8 protein-coding genes are annotated in these 13,818 nt (G+C 63.4%); all 8 read left to right on the forward strand.

The features are described 5' to 3' along the window. The first annotated feature begins 1 nt into the window (after position 1). The 8 genes from H618_RS0104625 (at position 2) to H618_RS0104655 (ending at position 13,786) form a co-directional block, all read left to right on the forward strand. Positions 2-766, forward strand: coding sequence for a C40 family peptidase (locus H618_RS0104625; RefSeq protein WP_028693956.1), 765 nt, complete (start codon positions 2-4; stop codon positions 764-766). A 123-nt stretch (positions 767-889) separates the two neighbouring features. Beyond that, positions 890-1,519 (forward strand): tail assembly protein, encoded by a 630-nt coding sequence (locus H618_RS0104630; protein ID WP_028693957.1) that lies wholly within the window; start codon positions 890-892, stop codon positions 1,517-1,519. Between the two features lie 26 nt (positions 1,520-1,545). Next, the gene (locus H618_RS0104635) at positions 1,546-2,157 is read left to right on the forward strand and encodes a tail assembly protein (protein WP_028693958.1); all 612 of its coding nucleotides are present in this window, start codon (positions 1,546-1,548) and stop codon (positions 2,155-2,157) included. A 56-nt stretch (positions 2,158-2,213) separates the two neighbouring features. Then, complete coding sequence (locus H618_RS21240) at positions 2,214-11,270, forward strand: TipJ family phage tail tip protein (protein WP_033727498.1); 9,057 nt, start codon at positions 2,214-2,216, stop codon at positions 11,268-11,270. Positions 11,271-11,311: 41 nt separating this feature from the next. Continuing rightward, positions 11,312-12,034: a hypothetical protein gene (locus tag H618_RS22710; protein ID WP_154660617.1), complete on the forward strand. Its 723-nt coding sequence runs from the start codon at positions 11,312-11,314 to the stop codon at positions 12,032-12,034. 406 nt (positions 12,035-12,440) lie between these two features. Next, positions 12,441-12,671, forward strand: a complete 231-nt coding sequence (locus tag H618_RS0104645; RefSeq protein WP_028693959.1) for a hypothetical protein — start codon at positions 12,441-12,443, stop codon at positions 12,669-12,671. A 60-nt stretch (positions 12,672-12,731) separates the two neighbouring features. Next, complete coding sequence (locus tag H618_RS0104650) at positions 12,732-13,271, forward strand: glycoside hydrolase family 24 protein (protein WP_028693960.1); 540 nt, start codon at positions 12,732-12,734, stop codon at positions 13,269-13,271. Further along, entirely contained in the window at positions 13,268-13,786 is a 519-nt protein-coding gene (locus H618_RS0104655) for a DUF2514 family protein (RefSeq protein ID WP_028693961.1), read from the forward strand. The genes H618_RS0104650 and H618_RS0104655 overlap by 4 nt, the downstream gene beginning before the upstream one ends. Positions 13,787-13,818 lie beyond the last annotated feature (32 nt).

Consider the following 13,818-nt stretch of genomic DNA (forward strand, 5'->3'; position numbering starts at 1 on the left):
CATGCATCCTGAGCTTCTTCACGCCGTGCAGCTGCACGCTGCGGCGCAGTACCCCCGCGAGTGTTGCGGGCTGGTGGTTGCCGTCGGCGAGCAGCAGCGCTACGTGCCATGCGACAACGTCGCCGGCGACCCCAACGAGGAATTTCGCATCAGCCCCGAGCAGTACGCCGAGGCAGAAGACACCGGCGAGATCATCGCCATCGTCCATTCCCACCCTGACGCCACCAGCCAGCCATCGCCCCGTGACCTGGCGATGTGCGAAGCCAGTGGCCTGCCGTGGCACATCCTGTCCTTTCCGGAAGGCGATCTGCGCACGCTGAACCCCACGGGCCATACGCCCTTGCTCGGCCGCCCGTTCGTCCACGGCGCCTGGGACTGCTGGCAGGTCTGCGCCGACTGGTACCAGCGCGAGTGGGGCCTGAGTTTTCCTTTTTATGCGAGGGAGGAGGGTTGGTGGGAGCACGCTGACGGTCCGAGTCTGTACGAACAGGCCTATGCAGCGGCGGGCTTTCATCGAGTCAGCGAGCCGCAGCGCGGCGACCTGATTGTCATGGCTATCGGCCGCACCGCCCACCCGAACCACGCGGGTATCTATCTGGGCAGCGATCCGGGTTTGCCCGACGAACCCGGCGAGGTGTATGGCGCGGGGCCGTTCCTGCTGCATCACCTGCTGGGCCGGCCTTCGGAACTGATCGTGTTCGGCGGGCCGTGGCTGGAGCGGACGCGGTTGATGTTGCGGCATGAAAGCGCCACAACCGATTCATGATCGACTGCGTAAGAGCACGGCGCATTTCCTGCCCATTGCAGGCCATTGCCCAGTCGTGCCTTTGATCGAACGCACGTCTGTCGAGCCGCCGCAAGGCGGTTTTTTTTCGTTTGGAGAAAGACCATGAACGCAACCGCGGCTCATTACGAGCCCCTTACCGTGATCAAACTCTCCGGCTCCCTGGCCAAGCGTTTCGGCCGCACCCATCGACGGGCAATCGATTCAGGCTCCAGTTGGGAGGTGTTCCAGGCGCTGAAAAGTACCCTCGAGGGCTTCGAGGAAGAGATCAGGCGCCTCGACCGCCTCGGCCTGCGCTTTGCGGTGTTCCGCAACAAGCAGAATGTCGGTGCCGATGCCTTCGCCCGTTCCGGCACCCGCGAGCTGCGCATCGTGCCGGTGCTCGGTGGCAGCAAGCGCGCCGGTGGCATGCAGACGGTCATTGGCCTGGCGCTGATCATCGTCGCGTCGATCGCCTCGGGCGGCCTGGGCGCAGCATTTGCCGCCAGCGCAGGTGGCTGGGGCTCGGTGGCCGTGGCCGGGGCATCCATGGCCCTGGGCGGGGTGATGCAGCTGCTCAGCCCGCAGGCTCAGGGCCTGTCGACCAGCGCCGCAGCCGAGAATCGGCCGTCTTATGCATTCGGTTCGGCGCGCAACACCACTGCCAGCGGCAATCCGGTGCCGATCTGCATCGGCCAGCGGCGTTGGGGCGGGGCGATCATTTCCGCTTCCATCGAGGCGCAGGACAAAGCCTAGACCGCTTTCATCACAGGAATGACACCATGAACGCAACCGCGGCTCACTACGAGCCCATCACCGTAATCAAGTTGTACGGGGCGCTGGGCAAGGCCTTCGGCAAGGTTCATCGGCGGGTGCTGCAGGTGCGCAACGTCGGCGATGCCTACCGCGCCCTCAGCGCCACCTTGCCAGGATTCGACGAGGCCATCGGCCGACTCGACCGCCTGGGCATGACATTCGCCATCTTTCGCAACGGGCGCAACATCACCGCAGAGGAGTTCCAGCGCGGCGGCATCCGCGAAATCCGCATCGTGCCGGTTGCCCAGGGCAGCAAGCGCGCCGGCACGCTGCAGACGGTCATCGGCGCGGTGCTGGTGGCTGCAGCGTTCGTACTGAGCTTCACGCCGTTCGCTGGGGTGTCGCCATTTCTCTACAAGGCCGGCGCCGTCATGCTGCTCGGCGGCGTAGTGCAGATGCTCAGCCCCCAGGCCAAGGGCCTGTCGATGAGCGGCTCACCCAGCAACCTGCCGTCGTACGCCTTCGGCAGCGCCCGCAACACCACCGCCAGCGGCAACCCGGTGCCGATCTGCATCGGCCAGCGGCGCTGGGGCGGTGCAATCATTTCTGCCTCGATCGAGGCGCAGGACAAGGCCTGAGGCCTGACTCGTCAACCCGCCGCCCTAGGGCGGTTTTTTATTGCCCGGAGGAAAGCATGGGCGGATCAGCTCACCTGGACATCACTGGCGCCAAAGGCGGCCAGAAGCAGCCCAAGGCCCCGGTCGAGGCCCCCGACAGCCTGCAATCGACCAACATCGCCAAGATTCTTCTGGCCGTCGGTGAAGGCGAGTTCGACGGCACCCCAACCGATCGCGACATTTACCTCGACAACACGCCGATCAGAGACGCCAACGGCACCGTCAACTTCCCTGGGGTGAAATGGGAATGGCGCAGTGGCAGCGTCGAACAGGCCTACATCCAGGGCATCCCGGCGGTGGAGAACGAGATCAGCGTCGGCCTTGAGCTGCGCAGCGACAATCCGTTCAGCCGCGCCCTCAGCGACCCGAAACTGTCGGCCGTTCGCGTGCGTCTGGCCTGGCCACGGCTGCTGCGTCAGGACAGCAACGGCAACACCAATGGCTATCGCATCGAATACGCCATCGACATCGCCACCGACGGGGGTGCCTACGTCGAGGCGCACCGCGGCGCGGTGGACGGCAAGACCAACAACGGCTACCAGCGCTCGGTGCGGGTCAACCTGCCGTCGGCCAGTTCCGGCTGGATGCTGCGCGTGCGCCGCCTGACCGCCAACGCCAACAGCGGCAGTATCGCCGACACCATGAACATCGCCGGCTACACCGAAATCATCGATCACAAGCTGCGCTATCCGAACACCGCACTGTTGTACCTGGAGTTCGATGCCCAGCAGTTCCAGAACATCCCCGCAGTGACGGTCAACTGCAAGGCCAAGCGCTGGCCGGTGCCCAGCAACTACGACCCCATCGCCCGTACCTACAGCGGCATCTGGGACGGCACCTTCAAACAGGCCTGGACCAACAACCCGGCCCTGGTCACCTATGGCCTGTGCGTGGAAAACCGCTTTGGCCTGGGCAAGCGCATCAAGCCGTGGATGGTCGACAAATGGGAGATGTACCGCATCGCCCAGTATTGCGACCAGCGCGTACCTGACGGCACCGGTGGGGAGGAACCGCGCTTTCTCTGCGACCTCAACCTGCAGGGCCGCGCCGAGGCCTGGACCCTGCTGCGCGATCTGTCGGCGATCTACCGCGGCATGGTCTATTGGGCCCATGGTGCCTTGTTCATGCAGGCTGACATGCCCCGCGCGCGGGACGTCGACTATGTGTTCACCCGCGCCAACGTCATCGACGGCGAGTTCATCTATGGCGGTGCCGAGCGCAGCAGCCACTACAGCCGCGCGTTGGTCAGCTACGACAACCCGGCGAACAATTACGACACCGACGTCATCGCGGTCACCGACCCGGCGCTGCAACGCCGTTATCGCGACCGGCCGATCGAGCTGTCGGCCATCGCCTGTACCCGCGCATCCGAGGCTCAGCGCCGTGGCAAATGGGCGCTGCTGAGCAACGACCAGGACCGCACCGTCAGCTTCCGCACCGGTATGGAAGGGCGTATCCCGTTGCCCGGGCACGTCATTCCGGTGGCCGATGAACTGGTCGCCGGGCGTGCCAACGGCGGGCGCATCAGCGCTGCCAGCGGGCGTGTCGTCACCCTTGATCGCGATACGCCGATCAAGGCCGGCGACCGCCTGATCGTCAACCTGCCCAATGGCACCGCCCAGGCGCGCACCGTACGCTCGGTGCGCGGCCGTGCAGTGACGCTGACGGTGGCCTACAGCGTGCAGCCCGAGCCGCACCTGCAATGGGCCATCGACTATGCCGACCTTGCGGTGCAACTGTTCCGTGTGCTCAAGACCACACGCACCACCCAAGGCGATTTCGAGATCACCGCACTGGAGTTCAATCCCAGCAAGTTCGCCGCCATCGACACGGGTGCCAAGCTCGACGCAACCCCGATCAGCGTGTTGCCGACCAGCACCGTAGCGGCGCCTGCCAGCGTTGCCTTGAGTGCCGCCCATGCGGTTGATCAAGGCATCGCCATCACCACCCTGACCATCGCCTGGCCTGCCGTAGCCGGTGCGGCCGGCTACGAAGTTGAGTGGCGCAAGGACAACGGCAACTGGATTCGGCTGCCACGCACGGGTGCTACCTCGGTCGAGGTGGTGGGCATCTACGCCGGCGATTACCAGGCCCGGGTGCGTGCGGTCAGCGCCCTGGAGATCAGCTCCAGCTGGCGCGACTCGCCATTGACCGCGCTCAAGGGCAAGCAGGGCGTGCCGCCAGCGGTCACCAGCCTGACCACCCAGAGCCAACTGTTCGGCATCGCCCTGAAATGGACCTTGCCGAACGGCGCCGAAGATACCCAGCGCACCGAGCTGTGGTACAGCGAGGGCAGCGACCGCGCCAAGGCCAGCAAGCTGGCCGACCTCGCGTACCCGCAGGACAAGCATGTGCTGCAAGGCCTGCGTGCCGGGCAACGTTTCTTCTTCTGGGCGCGTCTGGTCGACCGCCTGGGCAACATCGGCGCCTGGTTCCCGGCTGACGGCAAGCTGGTCACCGGCGTGGCCAGTGCCGACGCCGGGCCGATACTCGAGCAGATCAAAGAGCAGATCACTGCCAGCGAGCTGGGCAAGGAGCTGCTCAAGGAGATCGACAAGATCTCCGCGCCGGCGACACTTGCCGGCTCGGTCAATGCCCGGGTAGGCGAGGTGCAGGCCCAAGTACAGAGTGAAGTCGGCAAGGTGCGCAACGACGTCAGTCAGGTCAGGCAGACCGTGCAGGACCTCGATGCCGAGCTCGAACATAGCGTCGGTACGCTGGAGGCCGAGATCGAGCGCAGTGCAGCCAGCCTGGATTCCAACGTGCGTCAGGTCGGCCAGCAACTGGAGCAGGTGCGCGGCAATCTGCAAACGCAGATCACCGACCTCGACGCCATTGCCCGCTCAGTGCCCTATGCCAAGGGCAAGGTCTACAGCAGCGGACAGAGCGTGCAGGGCGCCGACGGCAGGTTGTATCAGGCAATCAAGGCGGTGCCGGTCAACAGTCCGCCGCCCGACACCCGTTGCTGGCTGGATGTCGGGCAGACCGTCGGCAGCGTCAATGGGCTGGCCAGCCGGGTGCAGAAGGTCGAGAGCGATGTCAGCTCGGTCAACGGTACGCTCACGGCTCAGGCTTCGCAGTTGTCTGGGCTGCAAGCCAGCCTGGTCAGCACCGACAGGAACGTCAGTGCCGCGCAGTCGGCGGCCGATGCCGCCAACGCGCTGGCCGGTGGCAAGGGCAAGGTGCTGGTGCAGTCTTCGCAGCCGGCGGCGGCAGATCGTCTGGCGCAGAACCTGTGGATCGACACCACGGGCAATGCCAATACCCCCAAGCGCTGGTCCGGATCGGCCTGGCTGGCGGTCACCGACAAGGCCGCCAGCGATGCCGCTGCCGCAGCCGCGGATGCGCTGGCCCTGGCGCGCAGCAAAGCCGATGCCTCGGTGGTCGATTCGCTGTCCTCCAGGGTAAGCGAGCAGGGCACCACCCTGAGCAGTCAGGGCCAGGCGCTGACCGGGCTGCAAAACAGCCTGGTCAACACTAATGGCAACGTCACGGCGGCGCAGCAGGCGGCGCAAGCAGCTTCGGACCTGGCTGGCAGCAAAGGCAAGGTGATCGTGCAGAACAGCGCACCTGCAGCTGCCGAACGCTTGGGGCAGAACCTGTGGATCGACACCAGCGCTGGCGCCAACACGCCGAAACGCTGGAACGGCAGCGCCTGGCTGGCCGTCACCGACAAAGTCGCAAGCGATGCAGCGGTAGCGGCTGCGTCCGCTTTGAGCCAGGTGGCGAGCAAGGCCGAATCGTCGGTCGTGCAAGCACTGACTGGCCGGGTCGAGCAGAACGAGCGCGGCTTGTCATCGCAAAGCCAGGCCATGACCGGCCTGCAGAACAGCCTGAGCAGCACCGACGGCAATGTCGGCAAAGCGCAGCAGGCGGCCCAGGCCGCAGCTGAGCTGGCCGGCAGCAAGGGCAAGGTCATCGTGCAGAACGCCGCACCGGCGGTAGCCGAACGCCTGACGCAGAACCTGTGGATCGACACCACCGGCAATGCCAACACCCCCAAGCGCTGGAACGGCTCGGTGTGGGCGGCGGTGACCGACAAGGTCGCCAGCGACGCCGCCCAGGCTGCGGCCTCGGCACTGAGCCAGGTGGCGAGCAAGGCCGAGGCGTCCAGCGTCCAGGCGTTGAGCAACACGGTGAGCCAGCAAGGCACCGCGCTGAGCGCGCAGGGCAGCGAGCTGACCACGCTCAAGGCCAGTGTCGGGGCATTGGGCAGTGACAATCTGTTGGCCGACCCGACCTTCGCTCAGGGCATTGGCATCGCCAGCCGTGCGGGTACCAGCGTGCTGCTGCGCAGCGAAGCGGCAGTACCGGCAGGTGCGCCGGGTGCGCGGGTGCTCTATGAGGCACTGCCTGCGAGCACGGCTGGAAACCAGTACTGGTCGTTGCTGCCCGCGGAGAGCGCCCGTGCGCCAGAAGGCCGCATTGCCACCCACTTCGCGGTGGCTGCAGGCGAAGTCTATGACTTCGAGCTGTACGCCTTCAGCAGCGCGGCACGTCAGCAGGGCCTGTGGATTCAGTTCTACGATGCCGGCGGAACCAACCTGGCGCAGAGCTGGGCCAGCAGCAGCGGTGACGGCGTGCGCGTGAGCAGCGCCGCAGCCAGCTGGACGCGTTTTAGCGGCTCGGCCACGGTGCCGGTCAATGGCGTGCGCATGACCGTGGCGCTGCGCGTGGGGCTGGGCGATGCCAGCGAGGTGTTCATCGCCGCGCCCGGAGTGCGCCGGCGCGAAAGCCTGGCCAACGCCCAGGCCAACGCCACCAGCGCGCTCGATGCCCGCGTCACGCAGACAGAGCAAGGTTTTACCAGTCAGAGCAGCCAGCTCACCCAACTGGGCAACAGTGTTGCAGGCAAGGCGGATAACAGCGCGTTGCAAAGCCTGGCTTCTGGTGTCAGTCAGCAAGGTGAGGTGCTCAACGCACAGGGCAGCGCGCTGACCCGTGTGCAGGCTACGCTGGGCGGGATTGCCGGGGCGGGTAGCAACCTGGTCCCGGATGCTTACAGTTGGTTGTCGTCGGCGGCGTTGCCGGCGCTGCTGACCAACAACGTGAGTAATATCCGCATGGCGGCCGATGCGGTGGCGGCCAGCGGCTATCGGCTGCGTATCGTGCGTTCGGCGGCCCCCAACCCGTGGCTGATGCTTTGCCCGTCCAACGATGCCGCTGGCTGGAACATCCCGCTCTCTGCTGGCCGGTATCTGCTGTCGTTCTGGGCCAACGCCAATTCTGCGGCGGTTGCCAATGGCCTGAAGATTCGCAGCGCCTTGCGCGACGGCACCAGCTTCGGCCTGACCGACTTCGCGCTGACCACCACCCGTACGCGCTACACCGCAGTGGTCAGCGTGAGTGCCGAGACCGTCGGTGCGGTGCTGTTCTATGTGCCGGCCGGGTCTGACGGCGATGTGTTCTGGATCGATTCGGTGATGCTCGAGCGTCAGCTCGGCGACAGCAGCGTACCCTCTGCCTTCGTTGCGGGTCCCTCGGCGCAAGCGCTGGCCAGCGTCGCTACCGCCACTCAGGCGCTGGATGCCCGACTGACGCGCAACGAGGGCGTCACCACCAGCCAAGGTGAGGCCCTGACGCGGCTGAACAGCACGTTCGATGGCAAGGCCGATGCCTCCTCGGTCAGTCAGTTGGGCAACCGCGTCACGCAGACCGAGCAGGGGCTGAGCTCGCAAAGCCAGTCGCTGGTTGCGCTCGCCACCCGCGTTGGCAATACCAGCCAGGACAACCTGCTGCGCAACCCGGATTTCAATGCTGCGGGCGACCTCAAGACGTTCTCGACTCCTACGTCGACGCTTTCCTACTTCGATCGTGGCGCCGCCGACGTTCCAGCCGGTGCGCCGGCGGACAGACTGCTGTGCTACCAGAAGACGGGTGAATTCAACGGTTGGGGCGGATTTAGCCTGATCACCAGCAACGGCACCGAGCAGACGCCGGTGATGCCGGGCGAAGTGTTGTCCTTCGAATGCCAGATGCTGTGTGAAAACAACGGCCATTCCATTGGCCGTGTCGCCTTCACCTACTGGGAGGGCGGCAGCGGTACGCAATCGATTAACGGTAATCAGCGTTTGCTCAATTACAACTGGTCCCTGGGTGGCTGGCAGACGCTGTCGATAGAGCACACCGTCCCCGCCACTGCCGGTCGCGTGTCGATCTACCTGGTGCCGAACGACGGCGGTGCCCCAGTTGGGTTCAAGATGTGGGTGGCCAATCCTCGCCTGAGCCGGCGCACCGCTGCACAGGCCGCACTGGCTTCTGCCACTGAGGCGCTGACCAACCGGGTCCAGCAGACTGAATCTGGGTTGAGTTCGCAGAGCCAGTCCCTGACGCAACTGAGCAACTCGCTGCAGTCGACCAACGGTACAGTCACCACGGCGCAGCAGGCCGCGCAAACGGCCATTGACCTGGCCGGCAGCAAAGGCAAGGTCATCGTACAAAACGCTGCTCCGGCCACCGCCGACCGGCTGGCGCAGAACCTTTGGATCGACACTGCAGGAGGCGCCAATACCCCGAAACGCTGGAGCGGCAGCGCTTGGGTAGCCGTAACCGACAAGCTGGCAACCGACGCGGCAGCGGCAGCCGCGTCAGCCTTGAGCCAGGTGGCGAGCAAGGCCGAGGCCGCGGCGGTGCAGGCGCTGACCAGTCGCGTCGAGAAGAATGAAGACGGATTAGTCTCGCAGGGGCAGTCGCTGACCAGCCTGCAGAACAACCTGTCCACCACCAATGGCAACGTCACCGCCGCACAACAAGCCGCCCAGGCGGCGTCGGATCTGGCTGGCAGCAAAGGCAAGGTCATCGTGCAGCCGGCCAGCCCTGCAGCGGCTGATCGTCTGGCACAGAACCTGTGGATCGACACCACCGGCAACCTCAACACGCCGAAGCGCTGGACCGGCTCGGCGTGGCAGCCAGTAACCGACAAGGTGGCCAGCGATGCGGCGGCAGCTGCCGCCTCAGCGCTAAGCCAGGTTGCCACCAAGGCAGAGTCGGCGGCGCTCCAGACGCTTGCCAATTCCGTCAGCCAGCAAGGCACCACGCTTGCGGCACAGGGCACCGCGGTCACGCAACTGCAAAGCACCTTGGGTGGTATCGGCGGCGTCGGCACCAACCTGATCCCGGCCGAGTACTGCTCGTTCACTGACAAGCTGCCGGTCATTCAGCGTAGATCGACCACGCTGGTAACGGCAGAGCCGTTCGCGACGGCCTATTCGACGCACCGGCTCAAAGTGTCGGAGTCAGCGGACGACGGCAGTGGTTACTTCTGCCTGTACGCCAACAACGCAATGCTCAACCTGAGGTTGAAACCGAGCACTAGCTATATTTTCTCGGCGTGGGGGCAGAGCGTGTCGCAAGACCGCATCGCGCGCTTGCGTCATCGTTATGTCAATGCGGCAGGGGCGCAGGTGGAAGTTCATCTGGCCAATGTGCCTTTGACGACGCAATGGGCCCGTGTGGCGGTATCGTTCACCACCCCCGCCGCGTTGGTGGATCGTGCAGAGTTGCTGATCTTCACCAACCCGGCGCCGGGATCGCAGGAAAGCTGGTGGGATGGCTTCATGCTCGAAGAGCAAGTAGGGGCCAACGCTTCTCCCAGTTCATTCACACCAGGAACCTCCAGCTACCAAGCCATCACCCAGGCTACTGCTACCACGGCGTTGGAGGGGCGGGTAACGCTGACCGAGCAAAGTCTTACCAGCCAGAGCAGCCAGCTCACACAACTGAGCAACACGCTTGCGGGCAAGGCAGACAACAGCGCGCTGCAGACTCTGGCGTCGACCGTCAGCAAACAGGGCGACTCGCTGACGGCCCAGGGCACGGCAGTTACCCAGTTGCAGAGCAGCTTGGGCAATCTGGGCGGGGCGGGAAGCAACCTGCTGCCCGACACCTACAGCTGGCTTAGCGCAACCACGCTACCCGCGATGACTACTAGCAGCATCGGTGAAATGCGCAGCGTAGCTGATGCTGTGGTGCCTAGCGGGTACCGCATGCGGGTGGTCCGCTCGGGCGCCGCCAATCCATGGTTCATGCTCAGCTCGAGCAACAACGCGGCTGGCTGGAACATCCCGCTGTCGCCGGGCAAATACCTGCTGTCGTTTTGGGCCAACGCCACCTCGACTGCGGTCTCGGGTGGTCTGACCTTGCGCAGTGCCCTGTGGGATGGCAGCGCCAGGGGCGCAAGCGACATTACGCTGACCACGACCCGTACCCGATACACCTCGGTGATCAGCATCACCACTGAAACCACCGCGGCAGTGGTGTTCTTTCAGCCCACGGGTACAGAGGGAGGCGTGTTCTGGGTCGATTCGGTGATGGTCGAGAAGCAACTGGGCGACGGCGCCAAGCCTTCGGCCTTCGTTGCAGGGCCGTCGGCGCAGGCAGTGGCTGTACAGGCAGCAGCGCTCAGCTCGCTGAGCACTTCGGTCAGCCAGCAGGGCACGACCCTCACGGCAGAATCGAAGCGGATCGACGGATTGAGCACATCCATCGGCACGGCCAACACCGCGATCAAGAACGAGCAGACCGCACGGGCCGACGCCGACACGGCGCTGGGCCAGCGGGTGGACACGGTGCAGGCGAGCGTGGGTAAGGCCGATGCAAGCATCCAGACCCTGAATACTGCTGTGGCCACACTCGACGGCAAGGTGAGTGCGACCAACACGGTCAAAGTCGGGGTGACGGCAAATGGCATTAGCTACACCGCGGGGTACGGTGTGGGCATTGAAAACAGCGGCGGTGTAACGCAATCGCAGTTTGTGGTGATGGCTGATCGATTTGCTGTTCTTGATCCCTACAACACGCCTATCTCGCCTTTCGCTGTGCAGAACGGCCAAGTCTTTATCAAGGATGCGCTGATTTCAAAGCTGGCGGTGAGTCAGGCGCTGGTAGGGGAGAGCATTGTGTCCCAGGGAGTAACTAGCTGGGATGGCGTTGCGACGACGGTGCTGACTTTCGAAGGCGATGGAGCGTTGGTGTTTCGTCATCCGACTAGAAGTCAGACCTATACGCGTTATAACAAGGACGGGATCATTGTCGTGGTGGACGGTGTGCTCAGGGTTCGAATGGGAGTCTGGTAGTTGATGGGCGCTTCGGCGCCCTTTCTTTCGAGGTTAATTAAATGGCCGATGGTTTCGAGGTTGTGGGTGATGATTTTAATATCGTTGTCAATGCCACTTGGGTTAACTATGAGTTGTGGTACAAAAACTCCGTTACGTTAGATGAGAGGAATCAGGCACAGTTCGGAGCGTATGCATTTAATGGTTCGATTTTTGAAGTCCCACAAGAGTCAGGGTTGGCTTTTATAAGTTGTTCTGATCCCTTCGTTATTATGGAGGGCGGGTGGCGTAACGGCAAAAGACTAATAGGCGTTAGCGTAGAATACCATGGTCAAGCTGTGCCGATCGTGACGCTCTATATATTCAGAAAGCAGGCGCCAGTTGGGTCGACTTCGGGTGTCCAGCTATTCGATAAGCAAGGCATTTTGGTATTTGATGGATCGTCCAAGTTCGCCAAAATAGCTACCATTGTCAAGCCCGAAGAAGGCGTTGGCAAGTTCGCCTTGCCGAGCGGCAGGCAGTACGCAGTCATGCTGCCTCAATTTGCCGGTTCAGCAGTAACACATGTTAGAGAAGGTTATGGTTCAGGCTTAGGCGGCAATAGATACACAATCATCAAACAGTTGTACGGACATCGATTTTTATGCGAGTCCGACGGGGTGACCCTCATGAGTAAGTATCATCGATTTGCAATAGCTGAATTCCCAAGCTGGACGGCGCCCGCTGGAAGCTCTTTTTCGTATAGTGGCGGTGGATTTGTAGTTGCTGACGTGACGGGGTACTAATATGCATGGCATAGAGATATTCAACGGATCAGGTGAGCTCGTCCTGTCAATGAGCAGCAGACTTGCCAGGATACTTGGGGAGGTGCAGACAGGACAGGTTTCAGGGAGTGCTGTAGTTCCAGGAATAGGTTCAGGTGATCCTTTTTCATGGGTTACAGTCAGTCCTGATGCCAACGGCAACTCTAACTCGTTCTTTACGCCTAGGGTGAGTATCGATAAAGACAGTGAGACGGTTTCGTGGGAGTTCAACAATAAGGCCGCTTCGGCCTGCACCATATACGTGTGCTTGAGATAAGACGATCTTAGGCGGCTTGGGTGCGGTTTTGGATCGACCCGAAAATCAGTCAGCAATAATCATTATTTTTTCACGCCTGTAAAGGCCAACTCGCAAAAGTGGAGAGTCACAATGCCTTACATCGCAATCAACGCCACCAACAACTACGACGGATTCAATAAAACCCGTTACGCCACCCAGGAAGAAGCCGACGCCCGCGCCCGTGAAATTCTCAGCCAGTTCCCTTCGGCGCAAGTGTTCACTGCCCAGGTCCTTAAGGAATACAGCGCGAGCGTGTCCATCACGGCGAAAGATCCAGCCGAGCCGATGCAAGAGCCGGAAGTCGACGAACCTGCGGGCTGAAGTTCGCCCAGTCCATTCCAAGCCCGCCCCGTGCGGGCTTTTTCACGCCTGGAGAAAACCATGGCTCGACTCTCTGCCGCCGACGCCGGCGGCCCCAATGTACTCGCCTTTCTCGACATGCTCGCCTGGTCGGAAGGTACTTCAACCCTGCGCGCCAGTGACGATGGCTATAACGTCATCGTCGGTGGCCGATTGTTCACCGACTACAGCCAGCATCCGCGAATCAAGGTCTGGCTACCCAAGTACGCCATTCACAGCACTGCGGCTGGTCGCTACCAGTTCCTCGCCCGCACCTGGGACGCCATCGTCAAGAACTACGGTTTCAAGGGCCGCTTCATTCCTGAAGCGCAAGATCTGGCCGCGATCAAACTGCTCGGCGAATGCGGCGCGCTGCCGTTGATCAAGGCCGGTCGGATCAGCCAAGCGATCGTCCACGCAGCGCCGATCTGGGCCAGCTTGCCGGGGGCGGGTTACGGTCAGCGTGAGCACCAGCTGGCAGCGTTGCTGGGCATCTACGCCGCTGAGCGGGCGGTCCAGCCGTCGGCGGCCGACGATCTGTTGGCGATGTTCAGTGCCTGCGGCGGGGAGTTGGCCGCGTGAGCGGGTTGCCTGCGGTGCCGGCCTGGGCGCTGTGGTTGGCCGCTCTTGGGCTGCTCGGGGGAGTACAGCAGTTGCGCCTTCAGGGCGCCCAGACCCAGGCCAGCGCGGCCCAGCAGCAGTTGCTCGATTACCGCCGCGCGGTGGCCGAGGACCAGCGCCTCGCTGCGCAACGGGCGCTTGCAGAACTACAACGCCGGCAAAGGCTGGCCGACCAGGAGGCAGAAGATGCACGCCGCACATTGCAAGACATCGAAGACCGCGCCGCTACTGCTGAGTCTGCTGCTGACGGCCTGCGCGGGGAAATCGCCCGACTGCGCGCCGGACGCAGCGCTACCTGCGCTGCCATCACTGCCCAGCAGCGCCCGGCAGGCGCCACTGCCGTCGTGGTGCTCGGGCAATTGCTTGAAGACGCTGACCGAATGGCGGGAAGTCTCGCGGCAGCGCTTGAGCGCAGCCGAGTAGCAGGCGAGGCCTGCCAGGCAATTTACCGGAAGATGACGCGGGGAGGGGACTAGCGCGTAGCGTTGCCGTGCTGACAGGCAAAAGT

Origin of the sequence: Pseudomonas cremoricolorata DSM 17059 = NBRC 16634, assembly GCF_000425745.1 — a bacterium.
GTDB classification, from domain to species: Bacteria; Pseudomonadota; Gammaproteobacteria; order Pseudomonadales; family Pseudomonadaceae; genus Aquipseudomonas; species Aquipseudomonas cremoricolorata.